General features: G+C 72.4%; 27 protein-coding genes. 10 read left to right on the top strand and 17 right to left on the bottom strand.

Annotation, left to right across the window (positions count from 1 at the left end; genetic code table 11):
* Positions 1–97 precede the first annotated feature (97 nt).
* Positions 98–685, bottom strand: a complete 588-nt coding sequence (locus OFY01_RS11285; RefSeq protein WP_266598845.1) for a sigma-70 family RNA polymerase sigma factor — start codon at positions 683–685, stop codon at positions 98–100.
* A gap of 324 nt (positions 686–1,009) precedes the next feature.
* Positions 1,010–1,621, bottom strand: a complete 612-nt coding sequence (locus OFY01_RS11290; RefSeq protein WP_003948568.1) for a response regulator transcription factor — start codon at positions 1,619–1,621, stop codon at positions 1,010–1,012.
* A gap of 414 nt (positions 1,622–2,035) precedes the next feature.
* Between OFY01_RS11290 and OFY01_RS11295 the strand changes: the two genes are divergently transcribed.
* On the top strand, positions 2,036–2,374 hold the full coding sequence (locus OFY01_RS11295) for a WhiB family transcriptional regulator (RefSeq protein ID WP_266598847.1): 339 nt from the start codon (positions 2,036–2,038) through the stop codon (positions 2,372–2,374).
* An 80-nt stretch (positions 2,375–2,454) separates the two neighbouring features.
* On the opposite strand, the gene OFY01_RS11300 is transcribed toward OFY01_RS11295, so the two are convergent.
* Positions 2,455–3,405, bottom strand: coding sequence for a LysR family transcriptional regulator (locus tag OFY01_RS11300; RefSeq protein WP_266598849.1), 951 nt, complete (start codon positions 3,403–3,405; stop codon positions 2,455–2,457).
* 99 nt (positions 3,406–3,504) lie between these two features.
* Here OFY01_RS11300 and OFY01_RS11305 point away from each other — a divergent pair, with 99 nt between their 5' ends.
* Positions 3,505–4,197, top strand: coding sequence for an MOSC domain-containing protein (locus tag OFY01_RS11305; protein WP_266598851.1), 693 nt, complete (start codon positions 3,505–3,507; stop codon positions 4,195–4,197).
* A gap of 86 nt (positions 4,198–4,283) precedes the next feature.
* The gene (locus OFY01_RS11310) at positions 4,284–5,057 is read left to right on the top strand and encodes an SDR family NAD(P)-dependent oxidoreductase (RefSeq protein ID WP_266598853.1); all 774 of its coding nucleotides are present in this window, start codon (positions 4,284–4,286) and stop codon (positions 5,055–5,057) included.
* A gap of 273 nt (positions 5,058–5,330) precedes the next feature.
* Here OFY01_RS11310 and groL read toward each other — a convergent pair whose 3' ends face one another.
* Complete coding sequence (groL, locus tag OFY01_RS11315) at positions 5,331–6,956, bottom strand: chaperonin GroEL (protein ID WP_266598855.1); 1,626 nt, start codon at positions 6,954–6,956, stop codon at positions 5,331–5,333.
* Positions 6,957–7,098: 142 nt separating this feature from the next.
* Positions 7,099–7,407, bottom strand: coding sequence for a co-chaperone GroES (gene groES / locus OFY01_RS11320; RefSeq protein ID WP_006347174.1), 309 nt, complete (start codon positions 7,405–7,407; stop codon positions 7,099–7,101).
* A gap of 296 nt (positions 7,408–7,703) precedes the next feature.
* Between groES and OFY01_RS11325 the strand changes: the two genes are divergently transcribed.
* Positions 7,704–7,991 (top strand): hypothetical protein, encoded by a 288-nt coding sequence (locus OFY01_RS11325; protein ID WP_266598857.1) that lies wholly within the window; start codon positions 7,704–7,706, stop codon positions 7,989–7,991.
* A 70-nt stretch (positions 7,992–8,061) separates the two neighbouring features.
* On the opposite strand, the gene OFY01_RS11330 is transcribed toward OFY01_RS11325, so the two are convergent.
* Positions 8,062–9,063, bottom strand: a complete 1,002-nt coding sequence (locus OFY01_RS11330) for a polysaccharide deacetylase family protein (protein ID WP_266598859.1) — start codon at positions 9,061–9,063, stop codon at positions 8,062–8,064.
* Between the two features lie 90 nt (positions 9,064–9,153).
* Here OFY01_RS11330 and OFY01_RS11335 point away from each other — a divergent pair, with 90 nt between their 5' ends.
* Positions 9,154–10,347: a THUMP-like domain-containing protein gene (locus OFY01_RS11335; protein ID WP_266598861.1), complete on the top strand. Its 1,194-nt coding sequence runs from the start codon at positions 9,154–9,156 to the stop codon at positions 10,345–10,347.
* A 37-nt stretch (positions 10,348–10,384) separates the two neighbouring features.
* Complete coding sequence (locus tag OFY01_RS11340; RefSeq protein ID WP_266598863.1) at positions 10,385–10,981, top strand: class I SAM-dependent methyltransferase; 597 nt, start codon at positions 10,385–10,387, stop codon at positions 10,979–10,981.
* A gap of 7 nt (positions 10,982–10,988) precedes the next feature.
* Here the strand turns inward: OFY01_RS11340 and OFY01_RS11345 are convergent, their stop codons facing one another.
* The 4 genes from OFY01_RS11345 to tsaB are packed head-to-tail and all read right to left on the bottom strand — an operon-like array spanning position 10,989 to position 13,582.
* The gene (locus OFY01_RS11345; RefSeq protein WP_266598865.1) at positions 10,989–11,240 is read right to left on the bottom strand and encodes a hypothetical protein; all 252 of its coding nucleotides are present in this window, start codon (positions 11,238–11,240) and stop codon (positions 10,989–10,991) included.
* Positions 11,237–12,349 (bottom strand): tRNA (adenosine(37)-N6)-threonylcarbamoyltransferase complex transferase subunit TsaD, encoded by a 1,113-nt coding sequence (tsaD, locus tag OFY01_RS11350; protein WP_266598867.1) that lies wholly within the window; start codon positions 12,347–12,349, stop codon positions 11,237–11,239. The genes OFY01_RS11345 and tsaD overlap by 4 nt, the downstream gene beginning before the upstream one ends.
* Complete coding sequence (gene rimI / locus OFY01_RS11355; RefSeq protein ID WP_266598949.1) at positions 12,342–12,899, bottom strand: ribosomal protein S18-alanine N-acetyltransferase; 558 nt, start codon at positions 12,897–12,899, stop codon at positions 12,342–12,344. Before rimI ends, tsaD begins: the two co-directional genes overlap by 8 nt.
* A gap of 26 nt (positions 12,900–12,925) precedes the next feature.
* Positions 12,926–13,582: a tRNA (adenosine(37)-N6)-threonylcarbamoyltransferase complex dimerization subunit type 1 TsaB gene (tsaB, locus tag OFY01_RS11360; RefSeq protein ID WP_266598869.1), complete on the bottom strand. Its 657-nt coding sequence runs from the start codon at positions 13,580–13,582 to the stop codon at positions 12,926–12,928.
* 128 nt (positions 13,583–13,710) lie between these two features.
* Between tsaB and OFY01_RS11365 the strand changes: the two genes are divergently transcribed.
* On the top strand, positions 13,711–14,262 hold the full coding sequence (locus OFY01_RS11365; protein ID WP_266598871.1) for a hypothetical protein: 552 nt from the start codon (positions 13,711–13,713) through the stop codon (positions 14,260–14,262).
* On the opposite strand, the gene OFY01_RS11370 is transcribed toward OFY01_RS11365, so the two are convergent.
* The 4 genes from OFY01_RS11370 to alr form a co-directional block, all read right to left on the bottom strand.
* Positions 14,263–14,493: a hypothetical protein gene (locus OFY01_RS11370; protein ID WP_266598873.1), complete on the bottom strand. Its 231-nt coding sequence runs from the start codon at positions 14,491–14,493 to the stop codon at positions 14,263–14,265.
* Positions 14,494–14,613: 120 nt separating this feature from the next.
* A complete protein-coding gene (gene tsaE, locus OFY01_RS11375; RefSeq protein ID WP_407700321.1) occupies positions 14,614–15,147 on the bottom strand; it encodes a tRNA (adenosine(37)-N6)-threonylcarbamoyltransferase complex ATPase subunit type 1 TsaE in 534 nt (177 codons plus the stop codon).
* A 181-nt stretch (positions 15,148–15,328) separates the two neighbouring features.
* On the bottom strand, positions 15,329–16,543 hold the full coding sequence (locus OFY01_RS11380) for an alpha/beta fold hydrolase (protein WP_266598875.1): 1,215 nt from the start codon (positions 16,541–16,543) through the stop codon (positions 15,329–15,331).
* 105 nt (positions 16,544–16,648) lie between these two features.
* Entirely contained in the window at positions 16,649–17,806 is a 1,158-nt protein-coding gene (alr, locus tag OFY01_RS11385; protein WP_266598877.1) for an alanine racemase, read from the bottom strand.
* 145 nt (positions 17,807–17,951) lie between these two features.
* Here alr and OFY01_RS11390 point away from each other — a divergent pair, with 145 nt between their 5' ends.
* The 3 genes from OFY01_RS11390 to OFY01_RS11400 are packed head-to-tail and all read left to right on the top strand — an operon-like array spanning position 17,952 to position 20,819.
* Positions 17,952–18,530: a TetR-like C-terminal domain-containing protein gene (locus tag OFY01_RS11390; RefSeq protein WP_266598879.1), complete on the top strand. Its 579-nt coding sequence runs from the start codon at positions 17,952–17,954 to the stop codon at positions 18,528–18,530.
* Positions 18,527–19,366 carry an alpha/beta fold hydrolase gene (locus OFY01_RS11395; protein WP_266598881.1) on the top strand — a complete coding sequence of 280 codons (840 nt, stop codon included), beginning with the start codon at positions 18,527–18,529 and terminating at the stop codon, positions 19,364–19,366. Before OFY01_RS11390 ends, OFY01_RS11395 begins: the two co-directional genes overlap by 4 nt.
* A 1-nt stretch (position 19,367) precedes the next feature.
* On the top strand, positions 19,368–20,819 hold the full coding sequence (locus tag OFY01_RS11400; protein ID WP_266598882.1) for an NAD(P)H-hydrate dehydratase: 1,452 nt from the start codon (positions 19,368–19,370) through the stop codon (positions 20,817–20,819).
* 74 nt (positions 20,820–20,893) lie between these two features.
* Here OFY01_RS11400 and OFY01_RS11405 read toward each other — a convergent pair whose 3' ends face one another.
* From OFY01_RS11405 to OFY01_RS11415, 3 genes are read right to left on the bottom strand one after another with little or no spacing between them, the layout of a single operon-like run.
* Entirely contained in the window at positions 20,894–21,265 is a 372-nt protein-coding gene (locus tag OFY01_RS11405; RefSeq protein ID WP_266598883.1) for a holo-ACP synthase, read from the bottom strand.
* Between the two features lie 10 nt (positions 21,266–21,275).
* A complete protein-coding gene (locus OFY01_RS11410) occupies positions 21,276–21,809 on the bottom strand; it encodes a hypothetical protein (protein WP_266598885.1) in 534 nt (177 codons plus the stop codon).
* Between the two features lie 58 nt (positions 21,810–21,867).
* Positions 21,868–22,275: an ATP-binding protein gene (locus tag OFY01_RS11415; RefSeq protein WP_266598887.1), complete on the bottom strand. Its 408-nt coding sequence runs from the start codon at positions 22,273–22,275 to the stop codon at positions 21,868–21,870.
* Between the last annotated feature and the right edge of the window lie 55 nt (positions 22,276–22,330).

Here is a 22,330-nt window from a genome sequence, read left to right on the forward strand (position 1 = left end):
TAACGGCCTGGAGAGGTGTCCCATTCCACGAGCAAGATCATCGGCGTTCTTTGTACGTTCACACGTACGCGGCCCGATTCCCGTGCTCCCGCGCGGCCTACTGCTCGGCCAGCGCCCGCAGACGGCTCAGCGCGCGGTGCTGGGCGACGCGTACGGCACCGGGTGACATGCCCAACATCTGGCCGGTCTCCTCGGCGGTGAGGCCGACGGCGACGCGGAGCAGCAGCAGTTCCCGCTGGTTCTCCGGCAGGTTGGCGAGCAGCTTCTTGGCCCATTCGGCGTCGCTGCTGAGCAGCGCCCGCTCCTCGGGGCCGAGGGAGTCGTCGGGCCGCTCGGGCATCTCGTCGGACGGCACGGCCGTCGATCCCGGTCCGCGCATCGCGGCGCGCTGCAGGTCGGCGACCTTGTGGGCGGCGATGGCGAAGACGAACGCCTCGAAGGGCCGCCCGGTGTCCTTGTAGCGCGGCAGCGCGAGCAGCACCGCGACACAGACCTCCTGGGCGAGGTCCTCCACGAAGTGCCGTGCGTCACCCGGCAGTCGGGACAGACGGGTGCGGCAGTAGCGGATCGCGAGGGGGTGGACGCGTGCGAGCAGGTCGTGCGTCGCCCGCTCGTCGCCGTCGACGGCACGGCCGACGAGCTTGCCGATGGTCCCCTGCGGGGTCGGTGCCTCGTCGTCGCGCATCGGTCCATGGTGCCTCGGCGTCGCCCGATCCGTGACATCGCGCCCGTAGTTGTGCGCTGAAGCGTTATGAGCAGGTGCGCCGGCACTCATCTCCTGCGCCCTCCCCTCTCGCTGACCCTGCTCGCCCGACTCGTTCCCGCGGAACTCCACACATCAAGGATGCGGCATCGCGCGGGAAACGAGGCAATGGCGTCCCGCGGCGCCCCCGCGAGGGGCGCGGGACATGATCCACCGGCGGCTCCGCCACACGGTGCGACCAGCCACAACGGGAGTCGCGCTCGGTCGGCGGCGGCACGGGACGACGCCCGGCGGGCGTTGCCGAAATTACCGGACCAGGCCCCACCGGAACCCGAGCGCCACGGCGTGCGCCCGGTCCGACGCGCCGAGCTTCTTGAACAGGCGCCGCGCGTGCGTCTTGACCGTGTCCTCGGAGAGAAAGAGCTCACGCCCGATCTCCGCGTTGGACCGCCCGTGGCTCATGCCTTCGAGCACCTGGATCTCACGCGCGGTGAGGGTCGGCGCGGCACCCATCTCGGCCGAGCGCAGTCGGCGCGGGGCGAGCCGCCACGTGGGGTCGGCGAGCGCCTGCGTCACCGTGGCCCGCAGTTCGGCGCGCGAGGCGTCCTTGTGCAGATAGCCGCGGGCACCGGCCGCGACGGCGAGCGCCACGCCGTCGAGGTCCTCGGCGACCGTGAGCATGATGATGCGCGCGCCGGGGTCGGCGGACAGCAGTCGTCGCACGGTCTCGACGCCGCCCAGGCCGGGCATGCGTACGTCCATCAGAATCAGGTCCGAGCGGTCGGCGCCCCAGCGGCGGAGGACTTCCTCGCCGTTGGCCGCGGTCGTCACGCGCTCGACGCCGGGCACGGTCGCGACCGCGCGGCGCAGCGCCTCTCGGGCGAGCGGGGAGTCGTCGCAGACGAGGACGGAAGTCATGACAGTGCTCCTCCGCGGCTCTCACAGCTGCTGCGCGTCACCTTGAGCCTCCAGGCTGGTACGAATCGTCACCTGTGCGGTCGACACTCTCAAGCGGATCTCCGGCAGATGGGGACACCTGCCCGACCGCTTGTTCCTTCAACCGCCTCCGCACTCTCAACGACGGTCACCCGAAAGAGTTACGGGTCGGACGGCCTGATTCGGCACTCTACGTGAGGGCCCGGACACGGTGGGAGCGGCGCGACGGACCCTCAAAGTTTCACCACAACCTATGCCCCATTTGGCGGCATTTCTTCCCTTTTGCTGGTGTCTGTAGCTAGATTCTCAATGAGTCATATTTTCATCTCCTTAGACAGTAGATGTACGGTCAAGGGCACCGTATCCGCGTCATAACGGCTACAAGGGGACACAGCAATGGCAGACTTCTCCCGCCTTCCCGGACCGAACGCAGATCTATGGGACTGGCAACTGATCGCAGCCTGCCGCGGGGTCGACAGCTCGCTCTTCTTCCACCCGGAGGGCGAGCGCGGGGCGGCGCGCAGCGCCCGTGAGAACTCGGCCAAAGAGGTGTGCATGCGCTGCCCGGTGCGGGCGGAATGCGCAGCTCACGCCCTACAGGTACGAGAGCCGTACGGAGTGTGGGGCGGACTGACCGAGGACGAGCGCGAGGAGCTCATGGGCCGGGCGCGCAACCGTCTCGTCACGGCCTCGGCGGGCGGGGGGCAGCGGACAGCGAGCGCGACCCACCACTGAAGGAACGTTTTTTCGGCAGAGGGGCGCGGCGCCGCCGCGCCCCTCCACACGTCGCCGACCCGGTGCGCCGGGTCGGCGCCTCAGCGCGTGGCGGCCTTCGCCAGATGATCGAGGGTCGCCGCGACCGCGGGCACCTGCGCCAGGTCGGGCAGCGTCAGCGCGACGATCTCCCGCCGCACGGCCGGCTCCACGCTCACCGTGCGTGCACCTCTGGGCCGAACGGACTCGATGGCGAGTTCGGGGAGCACGGCCACCCCGAGCCCGGCGCCGACGAGCCCCACCACCGCCGGGTAGTCGTCGGTCGCGAAGTCGATACGGGGCACGAACCCGGCCTCCTCGCACACCTCCACCAGCTGGCGGCGGCAGCGCGGGCACCCGGCGATCCACGGCTCGTCGGCGAACGCCCCGATGGTCACCGACCCTGCCGCCGAGAGCGGGTGCCCCTCGGGGACGAGCCCGACGAGCCGGTCGGAGAGCAGCGGCCGTACGACGAGGTCGTCCCACTCCTCCACCGCCCGCGCCCCCTCGCCCTCCCGTCTCCCGCCACCGCCCCTGCGCGCGGGCGCTTCGCGCCGCCCCTCGTACCGGAACGCGAGCGCCACGTCGCAGTCCCCCTCGCGCAGCATCTCCACCGAGCGCGGCGGCTCGGCCTCGACCAAGGACACGCGCGTACCCGGGTGTTCGGCGCGCAGGGCGGCGAGCGCCGCCGGGACCAGCGTCGAACTGCCACTGGGGAAGGACACGAGCCGCACCCGCCCCGCCCGCAGCCCCGCGATGGCGGCGACCTCCTCCTCGGCCGCGGTGAGCCCGGCGAGGATGCCCGCGGCGTGCCGCACCAGCGCCTCCCCGGCCTGCGTCAGCCGCATCTCGCGCCCGGTACGGATGAGCAGCGGCGTGCCGGCCGAGGACTCCAGCGCCTTCATCTGCTGACTGACGGCGGGCTGGGTGCAGCCGAGCTCGCGGGCGGCCGCGGAGAAGGAGCCGGTGGCGGCCACGGCACGCAGGACACGGAGATGACGGGCTTCGATCACACCTCAAGCATAAGCACATCTTGGGGTGCGAGCCACTTTCTTTGGATCGACTTTTAATGCGTGGTGTGCGGGCGCGCACCTCTCCTAGCCTTCTCGCCCATGAAGCTTCTCTCGCTCAACCTCGGCCGCCCCAAGCCCGTGGAGTACACCGACCAGGCGGAGGGAGTGACCGGCATCGACAAACGACCGGTCGAAGGTCCCGTCCGGGTGAGCGCGCCCGGCGCCAAGGGCACCGGCGGCAGCGGCCTGGCGGGGGACGCCGTGTGCGACAAGCGGCACCACGGCGGCGACGACCAGGCCGTGTACGCGTACGCGCGCGAGGACCTGGACGCCTGGGAGCGGGCGCTGGGCCGCACCCTGCCCTGCGGCGTGTTCGGCGAGAACCTCACCACCGAAGGCGTCGACGTGACCGGGGCGAAGATCGGCGAGCGCTGGCGGGTCGGCTCCGACCTCGTCCTCGAAGTGACCACGGGTCGCATCCCGTGCCGTACCTTCCAGGGCCACCTGGGCGAGAAGGGCTGGGTCAGACGGTTCACACGGGACGGCGCGTCGGGCGCGTACCTGCGGGTGATCGAGCCGGGCGAGATACGGGCGGGCGACCCGATCGAGGTGGTCCACCGGCCCGACCACGAGGTGACCGTCTCCCTGGTCTTCCGCGCGGTGACGACCGAGCGGGAGCTGCTGCCGAGAGTCCTGGCGGCGGGTGACGCCCTGCATCCGGAGGAACTGCGGGCGGCACGGGAGCACGTGGCGAAGTACGGATCGCGGAGCGGCCCGCGCGACGAGGGGTAGACGCGGACGGCAAGGGAGTTGACGTGGCGTCGGGCGCGTCGCGGCGGCGGTGATCAGCACCCCTTTCCCGTCACTACCCTTGCCCCATGACTACGGCACTGATCACGGGATCCACCGCGGGCATCGGCGCCGCGTTCGCCCGGCGGCTCGCCGCCGACGGCCACAACCTGGTGCTCGTCGCGCGCGACACGAAGCGGCTGCGCGAGCAGGCGACCGAGCTGCACGACCGGCACGGCATCGAGGCCGAGGTACTGACGGCGGACCTGGCCACGGACGACGGCATCGCGGCGGTCGAGCAGCGCCTGCGGGACCCTAAGGCACCGGTCGATCTGCTCGTCAACAACGCCGGCTTCGGCAACAAGGGACACTATCTGGAGGTCCCGATGGCCGACGAGCTGAAGATGCTCAAGGTGCACTGCGAGGCGGTGCTGCGGCTCACGTCGGCGGCGACGTCCGTGATGCGCGAGCGCGGCCGGGGCGGCGTGATCAACGTGGCCTCGGTCGCCGCGTTCGTGCCGCGCGGCACGTACGGGGCGTCGAAGGCGTGGGTCGTGCAGTTCACGCAGGGCGCGGCGAAGGACCTGGCGGGCAGCGGTGTGCGGCTCATGGCGCTGTGCCCCGGCTTCGTACGCACGGAGTTCCACCAGCGGGCCGGGATGGGCACGGACAACATCCCGAAGTGGATGTGGCTCGACGCGGACAACCTGGTGACGGCGGCGCTGTCCGACCTGGCGCGCGGCAAGTCGCTGTCGATCCCGGATCCCCGCTACAAGGCGCTGATGGGCGTGGTGAAGGTGACGCCACGCGCCCTGCTGGGCGGGCTCACGTCGCGGACGGGACGCAAGTACGGGCCTCGGTAGATCTGTCGGTGGCCGGGTACGGGTCCGTCGTGGTTCCCCGCGCCCCTGAAGGCACGCGGCTTCGCCGCTCCTTGCCCGATGAGGTGCGCACGAAGGGCGTGCGCCTCAGGGGCGCGGGGCTGTGCCGGTCAGCGGCTCTGCCGAGGGACGCGAGCAACCACACGCCGGCCGCGCCCGGCAACGAGGCACCAACCCGGCGGACGTCTGCCCGCTGAACGCCAAGGCCCGGCCCCCCGCGCATGGCGGGGGGCCGGGCCTCAGGGGCGTGTCAGGTCAGTGGGAGTGACCGTGGCCGTGGCCCGCGGCCTCCGGCTCCTCGTCCGCCGGCTTCTCGACGACCAGGGTCTCGGTCGTGAGCAGCAGCGCGGCGATGGACGCGGCGTTCTCCAGGGCGGAGCGGGTGACCTTGACCGGGTCGATGACGCCGGCCTTGACCAGGTCGCCGTACTCGCCGGTCGCGGCGTTGTAGCCGTTGCCCTTCTCGAGCTCCTGGACCTTGGAGACGATGACGTAGCCCTCCTGGCCGGCGTTCTCGCCGATCCAGCGCAGCGGCTCGACGACCGCGTTGCGGACGACCGCGACACCGGTGGCCTCGTCGCCGGTCTTGCCGAGGTTGTCCTCCAGCACCTTGGCGGCGTGCACCAGGGCGGAGCCACCACCGGAGACGATGCCTTCCTCGACCGCGGCGCGGGTCGCGGAGATGGCGTCCTCCAGACGGTGCTTCTTCTCCTTCAGCTCCACCTCGGTGGCGGCGCCGACCTTGATGACGCAGACGCCGCCGGCGAGCTTCGCGAGGCGCTCCTGGAGCTTCTCGCGGTCCCAGTCGGAGTCCGTGTTCTCGATCTCGGCCTTGATCTGGTTGACGCGGCCCGCGACGTCCTCGGACTTGCCGGCACCGTCGACGATCGTCGTGTCGTCCTTGGTGACGGTCACGCGGCGGGCGGAGCCGAGCACGTCCAGACCGGCCTGGTCGAGCTTGAGGCCGACCTCCTCGGCGATGACGGTGGCACCGGTGAGGGTGGCCATGTCCTGGAGCATCGCCTTGCGGCGGTCACCGAAGCCGGGGGCCTTCACGGCGACGGCGTTGAACGTGCCGCGGATCTTGTTGACGACCAGGGTCGACAGGGCCTCGCCCTCGACGTCCTCGGCGATGATCAGCAGCGGCTTGGAGCCACCCGCCTGGATGACCTTCTCCAGGAGCGGGAGCAGGTCCTGGATGGCGCCGATCTTGCCCTGGTGGATCAGGATGTACGGGTCGTCGAGGACGGCCTCCATACGCTCCTGGTCGGTGACGAAGTACGGGGACAGGTAGCCCTTGTCGAAGGCCATGCCCTCGGTGAAGTCCAGCTCCAGACCGAAGGTGTTGGACTCCTCGACGGTGATGACACCGTCCTTGCCGACCTTGTCCATCGCCTCGGCGATGAGCTCGCCGACCTGGTTGTCCTGGGCGGACAGACCGGCGACGGCGGCGATGTCGGACTTCTCGTCGATCGGGCGGGCCGAGGCGAGCAGGTCCTCGGAGACGGCCTTGACCGCGGCGTCGATGCCCTTCTTCAGGGCGGCCGGGGAGGCGCCCGCGGCGACGTTGCGCAGACCTTCCTTGACCAGGGCCTGGGCGAGCACGGTGGCGGTGGTCGTACCGTCACCCGCGATGTCGTTGGTCTTGGTCGCCACCTCCTTCACGAGCTGCGCGCCGAGGTTCTCGTACGGGTCCTCGATCTCGACCTCACGGGCGATGGTGACGCCGTCGTTGGTGATGGTCGGGGCACCGAACTTCTTGTCGATGACGACGTTGCGGCCCTTGGGGCCGATCGTCACCTTCACCGTGTCGGCCAGCTTGTTGACGCCGCGCTCGAGGGCGCGACGGGCGTCCTCGTCGAACTTCAGGATCTTCGCCATGGGAGCGATTCAGCCCTCTCGGAAAACTTGGGGTGAAGCTGTGTGTGAACGAACTGCGCCCCGGGCGCCCGGCTTGTCGTCGCGGGGGCCAGGGGCGCAGATCAAAGCGGAAGCCTAGGCTTCTCGGCTTGCGTACTCGTGCTTACTTCTCGACGATCGCGAGGACGTCGCGGGCCGAGAGAACGAGGTACTCGTCGCCGTTGTACTTGACCTCGGTGCCGCCGTACTTGCTGTACAGCACGACGTCGCCGACCTTGACGTCGAGCGGAAGACGCTCGCCGTTCTCGAAGCGGCCCGGACCCACGGCGAGGACGGCGCCCTCCTGGGGCTTCTCCTTCGCGGTGTCCGGAATGACCAGGCCCGAAGCCGTGGTCTGCTCGGCGTCGAGCGGCTGGACCACGATGCGGTCCTCAAGCGGCTTGATGGCAACCTTGGAGCTGGCGGTCGTCACGATCCGACCTCCCCCTTCGGAGATCTCACGGGGTTAACTGTCTGAGGTGGCGACCAGGTGGATCCGTCGTCGCGGGTGCCGGACCTGCCCGTCGCTGTTGGCACTCTATGGTGCCGAGTGCCAGAGCTGAGACTATGACCGCGATTAGCACTCGGTCAAGCGGACTGCTAATCAGCCGCGGCGCGGCGCGGGATTTCGCACCGGTTTCACGCCGCTTTCGCGCCGCGGGGGCACAGGTTGGTCTCGTTCCGGCGACCTCCGACGAGGAACGATCCGTTCCGTACGAGAGTTCCGGCATGGCCGGTCACTACCGCACTCCGCGCTCCCCCTGGGGCGACGCCGCGCTCGCCGTCTTCGTCGTGTTCGTGGACGCCGTCGCCTGCCTGAACGCGGCGCTCTGGCTCTTCGCCGCCCACGCCTGCGGCGCGGCGGTCACAGGGGCGTACCTCGGCCTCGCGGGCCTGATCGGGGTGTCGGCGGCCGCGTTCTTCGGACGTGCGGCGCTGCCGTTGACCGGCGCCGCGCAGGTCGTCGCCGCGGTGGTCCTGGGCCTCGGCGCCCTGGCCTCGCACCCCGGCGGGTGACCCGACCCGCCGGACCGACTCCGGAGCCACGGCCGGGGCCACGGCCGGGGTCGGTCCGGCGGGAGGGGCGTCAGAGGTAGTCCTCCAGGCGCGCCACCGCGTAGCCCTTGGCCGTGATGCGCTTCAGAAGGTTGCGGACCATGTCTTCCATGCTGCCCTTCAGGTCCAGGTGGTTGAAGTGCGTGAGGATGATGTCGCCGGGGTGGAGCTTCTGGTCGTCCTCCCCGTAGTCGACGGTCTTCGCGAAGACCTCGGCCTCCCACAGGGGCACGTACTTGATGCCGCAGGCCTTGGCCGCCTTGAGGGTGTCCTGGTTGTAGTTCCCGTAGGGCGGGCGGAACATCACGGGCCGCTTGCCGTAGCGCTTCTTCATGATCTTCTGCATGCCGCAGATCTCGTGCTTCTGCTGCGCGTACGAGAGGGCGGGCAGATAGCGGTGGTGGAGGGTGTGGTTGCCGAGGACGTCCCCGGCGCGCTGCACCTTCTTGTAGTAGCCGTAGTCGTCCTTGACCGCGTCGTTCGTGAGGAACGCCGAGTACGGGATCTTCAGCTCGTTCATCATCTTCACGAACTTCCGGTCCTTGTCCCACCCGTCGTCGATGGTGAGGAAGACGATCTTGTCCTTGGTGGGGACCCTGGCGAAGACCGGCGGCAGGCCCAGCTTCTTCTGGTCGTGCACCCACAGGCGCTTGCCCGGCTTGATGACCGGCTTCTTGGTCGGCGGTCTCGGCGGCAGGATCGGCACCTTCGCCACGCCCCACCGCTTGGCCACGGCCGCGCGCTGGATCTGCCGGATCTTGAGGTGGGCGGCGTACGCGCGCAGCGCGCGGGCCGCGGGGACCTTGAGCGGTGGCCCGCCGGGGGCCGGTCTCACCGGATGGGAGCCGCCGCCCTGCGCCGCGCAGCCCGTGGCCAGGGCGCAGGCGGTGAGGCCCGCGGCGGTGAGCCGGAAGACGTACTTGCGCCGCGTCCTGCGCGCGCCGGGACGCCGGTGCCGTGCCGCCGCGTCGGCCCGGACGCCTCGGCATGGACCATTCGAGTCACTTTCTTCAGTTTGTAGTACTAGTTCCATGGCGCCGGATCTTCGCAGCCGACTGGCGCGATCCCGCGCCGACACCTCCGCCGGGCGCACACCATCCACCGACTGGCCCACAATGAGCTGGTGAACGACCTCGCCGACCTCCTCACCCCCGACGGCCGTGCCCTCCTCGACGAGGTGCGCGACACCGCCCCGGCCGACGAACTCGCCGTCGCCACCCGGCTGCGCCGCGAGCACCCCGCCGCACTGGTGTCGGCGGCGCTCGGGCAGGCGCGGTTGCGGCAGCGGGCGGCGGCCAAGTTCGGCGCCGAGGACGCGGCGCGGATGTTCTTCACGCCGAACGGGGTGGAGCAGTCGACGCGGGCGACGGTGGCGACGTACCGGGCGGAGTCCTTCCGGAAGCTCGGCGTGCGCTCCGTCGCCGACCTGTGCTGCGGCATCGGCGGCGACGCCATCGCCCTCGCCCGCGCGGGGATCGCCGTCCTCGCAGTGGACCGGGACTCGCAGACCTGCGCCGCGGCGCGGGCCAACGCGGCGGCGCTCGGCCTCGGCGACCTCATCGAGGTACGGGAGGCCGACGTGACACAGGTGGACGTCGCGCCCTACGACGCGGTGTTCGTCGACCCCGCCAGGCGGGCGGCGAGGCAGGGGGGCGGCCGCGGCCGGATCTTCGACCCGGAGGCATACTCGCCGCCCCTGTCCTGGGCCGTCGCCACCGCGCGCACGGCGCCGCACGCCGCCCTGAAGATCGCGCCGGGCATCCCGCACGAGGCGATCCCCGCCGAGGCGGAGGCGGAGTGGATCTCGGACGCGGGTGACGTGAAGGAGGCCGTGCTGTGGTTCGGCACCGCGCCCGGCCGGATGCGCGCCACGCTCCTGCCGGGCCCACGCGCCCTGGTCGGCCGAGGTCTTCCGGACCCCGGGGTGCGGCCCGTGGGGCGCTACCTGTACGAGCCCGACGGCGCGGTCATCCGTGCGCACCTGGTCGCCGAGGTGGCGGACGAGCTGGACGGCGGCCTGCTCGACGAGACCATCGCCTACATCACCGCGGACGAGTTCCGCCCGACCCCGTACGCCACCGGCTACGAGATCACCGACCGGCTCCCGTTCAACGTGAAGAAGCTCAAGGCGCTGCTGCGCGAGCGCGAGGTCGGCGTCCTGACGGTGAAGAAGCGTGGCTCGGCCGTCGAGCCGGAGGAACTGCGCCGCAAGGTGATGCCGAAGCCGTACGGGAAGGCGGCGGCGACGGTGTTTCTGACGCGGGTGGCCGGGGCGCCGACGATGCTGCTCGCCGACCCCGTCCGTCCGCCTCGCTGACACCACCCACACGGGCGAACCTCTACGCTCCCTCGCCATGCCGTTCGACCACAACGACCACTACCACCCCCTGCTGCTGCGCCACCTGCCCCCGCACGGCCGCACCGCGCTCGACGTCGGCTGCGGCACGGGCCGGTTCGCACGGCGGCTTGTCGCCCACGGCTACCGGGTCGACGCGCTCGACGCCGATCCGGCGACGCTGGCGGTGGCCGAGGCGTCCGGCGGCGGCCCGCGCTACCGCCTCGCCGACGCGGCCACCGCCGAGCTGCCGCACGCCCGCTACGACGTGATCACCTGTCTGGCCGGCCTCCACCACATGCCGTTCGAGACGGTGACCCGCTTCACCCAGGCCCTCGCCCCGGGAGGCCGCCTGCTGGTCCTGGGCTGCTACGCGGGCGTGACGGCCTGGGACCTGGCGGCGATCCCGGCCAACGCCGTGGCCCGGCTCGCGGTGTACGCGGGGGAGCGCGCGATGGGCGCGGGCGCGGACACAGCGCCGCGCAAGGCGGCGGTGCGGGAGCCGGGAATGACGCTTCCCGAGGTCAGGGCGGCGGCCCAGCGACTGCTGCCCGGCAGCAGGGTCCGGCAACTTCTTTACTGGCGTTACCTGTTGGAGTTCACCGCACCTGAGTGAGCTGGGCTCAGACCGCCTCGAAGCGCCAGCGGTGGACCGGACGGCTGGTCAACGTCTCGTCGGGCTCCGGGAGTTCGGGGACCTTCGCGTCGAAGTCCTCCGCGTCCCACCATGTGATGACCAGGACGCGGTCCCCGGGGGCGCGGAACGTCTCACGGCGGGCCGGGGCGGGGTCGAGGGTCTTGCTCTTCGCCCAGGCCAGCAGGGCGTCGCCGCGGCCCTCGGTCGCGCGGGCCTCCCACATCAGGGCGAGCGTCATGAGTAGAGGTTCTCCTTGCTGACCTCGTGCACGTGCTCGTGGGAGTGGCCGGCCGATGCGTCGTCCGGCGCCGGAACGTGCGGGTCGGTCACCGGCAGGGACGAGTCCGCCGACAGGCCCCACGACGACGGGCGCCTGCCGCGGGCCACCATCTCCGCGCCCAGCGCCGCGACCATCGCGCCGTTGTCCGTGCAGAGCTTGGGGCGCGGCACGCGCAGCCGGATCCCGGCGCGTTCGCAGCGCTCCTGGGCGAGAGCGCGCAACCGCGAGTTGGCGGCCACCCCGCCGCCGATCATCAGGTGGTCGACCCCCTCGTCCTTGCATGCCTTGACCGCCTTGCGGGTCAGGACGTCCACGACCGCCTCCTGGAACGACGCCGAGACGTCGCGCACCGGAACCTCCTCCCCTGCCGCCCGCTTGGCCTCGATCCAGCGGGCCACCGCCGTCTTGAGGCCGGAGAAGGAGAAGTCGTACGCCGGGTCGCGCGGGCCCGTCAGGCCGCGCGGGAAGGCGATCGCCGTCGGGTCGCCCTCGCGCGCGTACCGGTCGATGACCGGGCCGCCGGGGAATCCGAGGTTCAGTACGCGCGCGATCTTGTCGAACGCCTCGCCCGCCGCGTCGTCGATGGTCGCGCCCAGCGGGCGGACGTCGGAGGTGATGTCCGTGGACAGGAGGAGCGAGGAGTGGCCGCCCGACACCAGCAGCGCCATCGTCGGCTCCGGCAGCGTGCCGTGCTCCAGCTGGTCGACGCAGATGTGCGAGGCGAGATGGTTGACGCCGTAGAGCGGCTTGCCCAAGGCGTACGCGTACGCCTTCGCCGCCGAGACGCCGACCAGCAGGGCGCCCGCGAGGCCGGGGCCCGCCGTCACCGAGATGCCGTCGAGGTCGGACGCGGCGACACCCGCGTCCTTCAGGGCGCGCCGGATCGTCGGGACCATCGCCTCCAGGTGGGCGCGCGAGGCGACCTCGGGGACGACGCCGCCGAAGCGGGCGTGTTCGTCGACGCTGGAGGCGACGGCGTCGGCGAGCAGGGTGGTGCCGCGGACGATGCCGACGCCGGTCTCGTCGCAGGAGGTCTCGATGCCGAGGACGAGCGGTTCGTCAGCCATGGTTCCTGGTCTTCTCCGTCTTCGCTTCGTTCGCGGGATGGTCGTTCGCGGGATGGTCGTTCGCGGGATGGTCGTTCGCGGGATGGTCGTTCGCGGGATGGTCGTTCGCGGGGTCGGTGGTCAGGCGCATCACCAGGGCGTCCACGTTGCCCGGCTGGTAGTAGCCGCGGCGGAAGCCGATCGGCTCGAAGCCGAAGCGCTCGTAGAGCTTCTGCGCGCGTGTGTTGTCGACGCGGACCTCCAGCAGCACCTCGGCGACCTCGAACGCGGTGGCCTGCCGCAGGAGTTCGGTGAGCAGCCGGGCGCCGAGCCCGGTGCCCCAGTGGTCGCGGGCGACGGCGATGGTCTGCACGTCGGCCAGGTCGTCCGCGGCGGCGAGCCCGGCGTAGCCGACGAGCCGGTCGCCGCCGTACGCGACCAGATAGCGCCGCGTCGAGCCGACGCCGCGCGCGTGCGCGAGCTCGGACCAGAACATGCCGCGCGACCAGGCGTCCTCGGGGAACAGCTCCCGTTCGAGTACGAGTACGGGGTCGATGTCCCACCAGCGCATCTCGCGCAGCTGGATGTCCGCGGCCGTCACTGGGGCGTGACCACCTTGTAGTTCTTGGGGACCTGGGCGTCGGGGCGGCGCAGATACAGCGGTCTGGGCGCGGGCAGCTCCTCCCCGGCCGCGAGCCGCTCCGCCGCGAGGGAGGCGAGCGCGGCCGCGGAGACGTGCTGCGGCTCGTGCGCCTTCGGGAACGTGTCCGGGTAGAGCAGCGCGCCCGCGCCGACCGCGGGCAGGTGGGACACCTGGTCGGCGATGTCGGCCGGCCGGTCGACGGCCGGGTCGGACAGGCGCGTGCGCGAGTCGGCGTAGCGGGCCCAGTAGACCTCCTTGCGGCGGGCGTCGGTCGCCACGACGAACGGCCCGCGCTCGACGTCTGCCTCGTACGCCAGCGCGTCGAGCGTGCACACGCCGTGCACGGGGACGCCGAGCGCGAGGCCGAAGGTGTCGGCGGTCATCAGGCCGACGCGCAGGCCGGTGTAGGGGCCGGGGCCGATGCCCACGGCGATGTCGGTGACGGCGTCGAGCGCGAGTCCGGCCGAGTCGAGCACGCGGTCGACGGCCGGAAGCAGCAGCTCTCCGTGCCGGCGCGCGTCCACCTGGGTCGACGAGGCGATGACGTGCGTGCCGTCGTGCAGGGCGACGGTGACGGCGGGGGTGGCGGTATCCAGAGCGAGCAACAGCACACGAACAGCCTACGGCTCCCGGCGACCGGACACGTCCGCGCTCCGTCAAGCCCAGGCTGACGGGTGCCGGCTGCTACCGTCGTCCGCGGGCCCGGACCGACGAGGCTGGACTGGAGAGGCAGGAACCTGTGGCACGGAGCAGCAGCGGATTCGTCGCCGCGCTGACCGCGAGCGCGGTCGCCGCGGTCGGCTTCCTCGCCTACCAGGCGTCGGCCAACGCCCCGGACACCCTCGGCAAGGCGAAGACCAAGGCCCCCGCGGCCACCGCGTCCCGCTCCCCCGCGCGCAAGGCCGACCCGGCGGCGCTGCCCGCCGATTCCGGCAGGGGCGAGCGGGTGGTGTACTCGCTGCGCGCGGACCGGGTGTGGCTGGTCGGCACGGGCGGCAAGACGCGGCGCACGTACAAGGTGATGCCCGGCACGGTCGACCCGGCGGTCGGCAAGTACACGGTGACCTCGCGGTCGGGCCATGTCACCGGTACCGACGGGGTGCCGATCGAGCACGTCGTACGGTTCGACAGCGTGAGCGGTGTGGCGGTCGGGTTCAGCGCCGCGGTCGACGGGTCGACGCCGGAGCCCGACTCGTCGAAGAAGACCGGCGGCATCCGCGAGTCGCGGGCCGACGGCCGGGCGATGTGGGAGTTCGCGACGTACGGGCGGCAGATCGTCGTCGTGCCGTAGTCAGGCCGCCGCGTTCTGCCCGTGCTCGTCCTCGTTCTCCGTCTCGGCGCGCGGCGGGGTCGACACCGCTCTGGCAGCCGCGCAGGAGGCCAGCAGAACACTCATCGGCACCTCGTGCGGCGTGTCCCTCGGCAGGTCCCGCGGCAGGTCCCGGGACTGCTCCCGCAGCCGCTCCCGCGGCCGCTCGTCGTGCCGGGCTGCTGACGCGCCCGGAGCTGGCATGGACGACATGGGCGCCTCCCGATGGCACCGGACCCGACTCAGTTAGGTAGACCTAACCAATACCGGTCTCCATGTGACCACGGCAGACGCGCGCCGCGCAACATCTTCCCGACGCCATGTCGGAATCTCTCACTCCGCCAGCGCGTCGAGCCCCGCCCCGGCCCAGCGCTCCCCGATGCCGTTCAGCGTGACGACCCGCACCTCGTCCGTGGTGTCGCCGGTCGCCCGGTCGATGATCACGTGGAGCCGGTCGTCGGACAGCTCCTCGACCTTGCCGTCGCCCCACTCCACGACGACCACCGAGTCCGGCAGGGACACGTCGAGGTCGAGGTCCTCCATCTCGTCGAGGCCGCCGCCGAGCCGGTACGCGTCCACGTGCACGAGGGCCGGTCCCTCGCCGAGGGACGGGTGGACCCGGGCGATCACGAACGTCGGCGAGGTCACCGCGCCGCGCACCCCGAGCCCCTCGCCCAGGCCCCTGGTCAGCGTCGTCTTGCCCGCGCCCAGCTCACCGCTGAGCATCACCAGGTCGCCGGGGCGCAGCCGCCGCGACAGGGCGCGGCCGAGCTCCCGCATGGCCTCCGGCGAGGTGACGGTGGCAGTGACGGTCGTGACCGGCATGGCATGGGTGAGGGGCGTGAGCGGCGTGAGGGGTGTCTCCATGGCTCCCCACGGTAGCGGCTGCGCGGGGGCGCGGTTCTCAGGCGTCGTGCGCGGCTGCGCGTCTGCACGTCCGGCACGACCGCACGCCTCGCACATCCGGCACGACCGGAACATCCGGCACGACCTGCGCGGACCTGCGGCCGCTCGGCCGCTCGTCCGCACGTCCGCACGTCCGCGCGTTTCAGACCGCCGCGCTGCGCGCCTTCTCCTTCGCGCGGGTCAGGAGGTCGGCGAGGCGGTCGGTGACCAGCTCCGGGTGCTCCAGCATCACCAGGTGCCCGGCGTCGGGCACGAGGACGAACTCGGCGTCGGGCAGCCGCTCGGCGATCACCTCGCTGTGCTCGCTGGGCGTCACCAGGTCCTGTTCCCCGGCCAGGACGAGCGTCGGCAGCCCGGCGAAACGGGCGAGCGCGGCCGTCTTGTCGTGCTCCTGGAACGCCGGGTAGAAGTCGGCGACCACGTCGATCGGCGTGCCCTCGATCATCCGCTCGGCGAACCGGGCGATCGCCGGGTCGACGTCCCGCGTCGCGAAGGAGTACCGCTTGACGATCCCCGCGAACAGGTCCGCGGTGGCCCTGCGCCCCTTCTCGATCAGGTCGGCGCGCCGCCCCATCGCTTTCAGCACGCCGGGCAGGACGCGCCGGATCGCGTTCACCCCGGCCGCCGGGAGGCCGTAGTTGACCTCGCCGAGGTTGCCGGGCGACGTGCCGACGAGCGCGACGCCGACGACGCGGTCCCGGATCAGCTCCGGGTACTGGTCGGCGAGGGCCATCACCGTCATGCCGCCCATGGAGTGCCCCACGAGGACGACCGGGCCGTCGGGCGCCGCCGCGTCGATGACCGCTTTGAGGTCGCGGCCGAGCCGGTCGATGGTGACCGGCCTGCCCTCGCCGCCCGCCCCGGGGTCCTGTTCCACGCCGCGCGCCGAACGCCCGTGGCCGCGCTGGTCCCAGTGGACGCAGCGCACGACGCCGCGCAGGGCCGCGCGCTGGAAGTGCCAGGAGTCCTGGGTGAGGCAGTAGCCGTGGCTGAAGACGACCGTGACCGGCAGCGGCGTCCTGCGTCCGAACAGGCGGCGGCGCCGCGGGGTGCTGCCGCCCTCGGGCTCGACCTCGTCGACCTCGTAGTACAGCTGTGTGCCGTCGTCCGCGCGGGCCGTGCCGGGGGTGCCGCGCAGCGTGCCGTACGGGCCCGACGCGTCGAGGGCGAGGCGGGCCTTGCGGCGCATGCCGCGCCCCACGGTGAGCCGCTCGATCGCGACACCGGCGGCCGCGCCCGCGGCGACGACGCCGATCGCGGCGCCCGCGACACCGGCCCCCCGCCGCCAGGTACCGGCGGCTGCCTGTCCGGCCGCGTCGGCGACGGCTGCCGCCGCCTGTGCGCTGGTCTCGCTCACGTGCCGCTCCTTCGCCGTTCCTGCCCTGTCCCGCGTTCCCCACCGTTCTCTTCACGGTCCCGTGTCGGCCGCCCCGCCGCACCACGGAACCACGGGCTCGTACCGCTACGCCCCGGAGCCCTCGCCCACATAGACGCGCGGGACCCGCGCACCGATCCGGGTGACGATCTCGTACGCGATGGTGCCCGACGCCACGGCCCAGTCCTCGGCCGTCGGCTCCCCGCCGTCGCCGGGCCCGAACAGGATCGCCTCGTCGCCCGCCACGGGCTCGTCCCCGCCCAGGTCGACGACGAACTGGTCCATCGCGACGCGGCCCGCGACCGTCCGCCGCTTGCCACCGATCAGGACAGGTCCCGTGCCGGACGCGTGGCGCGGGACGCCGTCCGCGTAACCGAGCGGGACGAGGCCCAGCGTCGTGTCGCCCGGCGTGACGTAATGATGCCCGTAGCTGACGCCGAGGCCGCCGGGTGCGTGTTTCACCAGAGCGAGCGACGCCTTGAGCGACATGACCGGGCGGAGGCCGAAGTCGGCGGGCGTGCCGACTTCGGGGCTCGGCGAGATCCCGTACATCGCGATGCCGGGCCTGACCAGGTCGAAGTGGGTCTCGGGGAGGGTGAGCGTGCCCGGCGAGTTGGCGATGTGCCGCACCTCCGGAGTGACACCCTCCTTCTCCGCGTACGCCACCATCTCGCGGAAGGACTCCAGCTGGGCGGCGATCGACGGGTGGCCCGGCTCGTCGGCGCACGCGAAGTGCGACCACAGGCCGGTGACCGTGACGAGACCGGCGGCCTGCGCGGCGAGCGACGCGCGGACCAGCTCGGGCCAGTCCGCGGGCAGGCAGCCGTTGCGCCCGAGCCCCGTGTCGGCCTTGAGCTGGATACGGGCGGCTCGGCCCGACTCGCGTGCCGCGCTCGTCACTTCGCGCAGCGCCCACATACCACTCACCGACATGTCGAGGTCGGCCTCGATGCCCTCGCGCCAGGGCCCGCCAGGCACCCACAGCCAGGACAGGATCCGGCCGGGAAGCCCGGCGGCGCGCAGTGCGAGCGCCTCCTCGGCGGTGGCCGTGCCCAGCCACTCCGCCCCCGCCTCCTTCGCGGCGCGGGCCACCGGCAGCATGCCGTGCCCATACGCGTCGGCCTTCACCACGGCCATGAACGCCGCCGTGGGCGCGTGGGCGCGCAGGGACCGCACATTGGCCTTCAGTGCGGCCAGGTCGACCTCGGCGCGGGCGCGGAGCGGGGCAGTCACGTTCTCGTTCATCGTGCGCCCAGTCTCTCAGAGCCCTGTGACCGTCCCTGGAACGGCGGCGGCCCGCCGGTGGGGCCCGAAACCTGTTGATCGGCCAGCCAGAACCTAGGTACCGTAAGAAAAAACCTAAGCTTCCTAGGAAACGAGTGGAGGCAAGATGGTCAGAGCCGGTCTGACCACGGACCGCGTGGTGGCGGCCGCCGCCGATCTCGCGGACACCGTGGGCTTCGACCACATCACCGTCGCGGCGCTGGCCCGCGGCTTCGGAGTCAAGGACGCGAGCCTGTACGGACACGTCAAGAGCCTCGCCGACCTGCGCACGCGCGTGGCGATCCGCTCCGGCCTCGACCTCGGCGACCGGATCGCGGACGCGCTGGCGGGCCGTTCGGGTCGCGAGGCGCTGATCGCGTTCGCGCACGCCTACCGCGACTTCGCGCTCGCCCACCCGGGCCGGTACGCGGCGACCCAGCTGGAGCTCGCCCCGTCCGCGTACGACGAGCATCCGGCGCTGCGCCGCAACCTCACCTGCACGTACGCGCTGCTTCGGGGCTACGGCCTGGCGGAACCCGCCCTGACCGACGCGGGCCGCCTGCTGCGCAGCACGTTCCACGGTTTCGTCACGCTCGAACTCGCGGGCGGCTTCCGGCACGAGCGGGATGTCGCCGCGACATGGACGAGCGCGCTCGACGCCCTCCACATCGCCCTGACCAACTGGCCGAAGGGACACGACAGTTGACTCCCCGACCCGGCACGCTCACGCCCCCCGGCGCGACCTTGTACTACGAGACCCGGGGCCACGGCCCCGCCCTGCTCCTGCTCCCCGGCGCGGGCGGCGACGCGGCCGTCCTCGACCCGCTCGCCGACGCGCTGGCCGACACGTACACGGTGATCACGCACGACCCGCGCGGCTATTCGCGCTCGGCCCTGGACGGCCCGCACACCGAGCAGCGGGTGCCGGTGCACGCGGACGACGCGCTGCGGCTGCTCGACGCGGTCTCCCCCGGCGAACCGGCGTACGTGGCGGGCTCGTCGAGCGGGGCCATCGTCGCGCTCGACCTGCTGGCCCGGCACCCCGAACGGCTCCGCCGCGTGGTGGCGCACGAGCCGCCGTCATGGAGCGTGCTGCCGGACGCGCGCGAGCAGCTGGCGTTCTTCCAGGAGGTGTACGACGCGTTCACGGCGCGGGGCCTGGACGCCGCGGGCGAGCGGTTCCTGCGCGGGGTGGGCCCGGTGCTGCTGCCGATGCCGGGGCACGACTCCCCCGTCACGGTACGCCGGCGCGAGTCGCGGGACCGTCTGGCGGCCAACGCCCCGCTGGCGATCCGGTACGAACACCGCAGCTTCGCCGCGTACACGCCCGACCTCGACGCGCTGGCCCGGTCACGGGACCGTCTGACGCTGGCCGTCGGCAAGGCCACCCGGCCCCACCTCCCCTCCCGCCCGGCGACGCTCATGGCCGACCGTCTGGGCCTGCCGGTGGCGGATTTCCCGGGCGCGCACAACGGCTGGTCGACCCACCCGCGGGAGACGGCCGACCTGCTGCGTACCCGCCTCCTGGGAGACACTCGATGACATGCGCACTGCTTACGACGTGGAGACGGTCAGGACCGCCGAACGCGCACTGATGGCGCGGCTGCCCGAGGGAGCGCTGATGCAGCGGGCCGCCGCCGGACTGGCCGCCGCCTGCGCCGACCTGCTCGGCAAGGTGTACGGGTCCCGGATCGCCCTGCTCGTCGGCTCCGGCGACAACGGCGGCGACGCCCTGTACGCGGGCGCCCGCCTCGCCCGTCGTGGCGCGGGCGTCACGGCGCTGCTCCTCTCGCCGGACCGGGCGCACGCCTCGGGCCTCGCGGCGCTGCGTTCGGCGGGCGGCACCGTGCTCGGCGCCGAGGCCGACGCGTCCACCGGGATCGTGGGCCGCGCCGACCTGGTCGTCGACGGCATCGTGGGTATCGGTGGCAAGGGCGGCCTGCGCCCGCGCGCGGCTCAACTGGCCACGGCGGCAGCGGCGTCGGACGGCCTCACGGTCGCCGTGGACCTGCCCAGCGGGGTGGACGCGGACACCGGCACGGTGCACGGCGAGGCGGTGCGGGCGGACGCGACCGTCACGTTCGGCGCGTACAAGCCGGGCCTGCTCGTCGACCCGGCCCGCGCGCACGCGGGCGCGCTGCGCCTGATCGACATCGGCCTCGAACTCCCGCCGGGCCGCGCCGAACTGACGGCGTTGCAGCACGACGACGTGGCGGCACTGCTGCCCGAACCCGCCGGGGAGAGCGACAAGTACCGCCGGGGCGTGGTGGGGGTCGTGGCGGGCTCGGCGCGCTATCCGGGCGCGGCGGTCCTCGCGGTGGCCGGGGCGCTGCGCGGTGGAGCGGGAGCGGTGCGCTATGTGGGCCCGGCCGCTCAGGCGGTGCTGTCCCGTTTCCCGGAGACGCTGGTGTCGGCGGGGCCCCCGGCCGGGGCGGGCCGCGTCCAGGCGTGGGTGATCGGTCCGGGCCTGGGCGACGACGCGTCGGGGCTCGCGGACGTGCTCTCGGCCGACGTGCCGGTCCTGATCGACGCGGACGGCCTGCGCCTCGCCGACGCGAAGACGGTCCGCGCCCGCACGGCGCCGACGGTGATGACGCCCCACGCCGGTGAGGCCGCGGCGCTGCTCGGCGTGGAACGCGGGCGAGTCGAGGCCGAACGCCTGGCATCCGTAAGGGAGTTGGCGGAGCGCTATGCCGCGACGGTCCTCCTGAAGGGCTCGACCACGCTGATCGCTCCGCCGCCGGGGGACGGCGACAGCTCCCCGACCCGCGTGAACCCGACGGGCACCCCGTGGCTGGCCACGGCCGGCAGCGGCGACGTCCTGTCGGGCCTGACGGGTTCGCTGCTCGCGGCGGGCCTGGCCCCGGCGGACGCGGCGGCGACCGGCGCCTACCTGCACGGCCTCGCGGCCCGGCACGCGGCCGACGGAGCGCCGGTGTCGGCACAGGACGTGGCGGCGGCGATTCCGGCGGTGTGGCGGGACGTACGGGGCTGACCGCGGAAGAGTGTCGCAGTCGTACGTATGACTGCGACACTTTTCTGGGCGGGTACTTGGTGGCCGGGGGCGGCTCACCCTTCGGCGACCACCACGGCCGACGCGACCCCCGCGTCATGGCTCAACGACACGTGGAACCCCTGCACCCCCAGGTCGGCCGCACGGGCGGCGACCGTCCCGGTCACCCTCAGCCTCGGCTGCCCGCTCTCCTCGACCCACACCTCGGCGTCGGTCCAGCGGAGGCCGGACGGTGCGCCCAGCGCCTTCGCCACGGCCTCCTTGGCCGCGAACCGGGCGGCGAGCGAGGCCACACCCCGCCGCTCACCACTGGGCAGCAACAGCTCCGACTCCAGGAACAACCGCTCGGCCATCCCGGGCGTACGCTCCAGCGACGCCCCGAACCGCTCGATCTCGGCCACGTCGATACCGACCCCGATGATGCTCATGCCGAGCACCCTACGGGTGCCTCGGTGACTCAGCTCGGACCGGCCTCACCCCCGGCTTCCCCCCGGCCTCAGCCCCGACCTCAGCCCCGGAGCCCTCCGGACCTCCTCCGGGCCCCACAGGGCGCTCAGGGCCTTCGCTGAACAGGTCCTCCGCGCGCTCGACCGTTCCGGCCCGGTCGAGCCAGTCGTCGAGCAGGGCGATGTCGGCGCAGGAGGTGATGCGCTCGCGCACGTCGTCGGAGACGGCGAGACCACGCAGTTCCAGGATGCGAAGCACACCCTTCGCCTCGCCGTCCAGATACGCCTCTTCAAAGACAGCGCCCCTGCCCGGGAAGTAGGTGACGACCGTCTTCTCCAGCTCCCTCCATGTCTCTCGGGCCGGAGTGTCCTCCAGGCCGGTCTCCAGCAGCTCCGACCAGTACATGGCCGTGTGTTTGCCGAACGACCGCATTCCGCGGGCCGGCAGTTCCAGTACGGCGGCGATGTCCGCGCTTTCGCTGTGCACGATGGCGCTGAGCGCCGACAGCGCGGGCTGCCGCGCCACCTCCGACTCGTCCGTGATCCTCGCGCCGGATTCACTCTTTCGAGATGTGAGCAAACGTTCACGCGGCCGCGAGGTCGCACCACACGTACTTGCCCCGGTTCTCGCCGGCGCCCAGCGGATGCCAGCCCCACCCGTCGGCACAAGCCCGCACCAGTACCAGCCCTCGCCCCGCCTCCGCCCCGGCGTCCCGCCCCGCCGCTCCGGGCGGTTCCGGCGGCTCCGGGTCCGTGTCCCAGGCCCCGATGCGCAGCACCCCGGCCGACCATCGCACCCGCAGAGCGGCCGGGCCCTTCGTGTGACGTACGGCGTTGCTCACCAGCTCCGTCGCCAGCAGTTCCGCGACGTCGACCAGGCGGATCAGACCGTGCATGGTCAGGACGAGGCGCAGCACGCGACGGCTGATGGGCACCGCGCGCGGATCGTTCGGGATGTACAGCGAGTACTCCCACGGTTCGTTTTCGGGCATGCGTCAACTCCAGTTCGGTGACGGGTGTGTCGAGAGTCCGCGAGTGCGCGGGCGG

Origin of the sequence: Streptomyces beihaiensis (genome assembly GCF_026274175.1) — a bacterium.
GTDB lineage: Bacteria > Actinomycetota > Actinomycetes > Streptomycetales > Streptomycetaceae > Streptomyces > Streptomyces beihaiensis.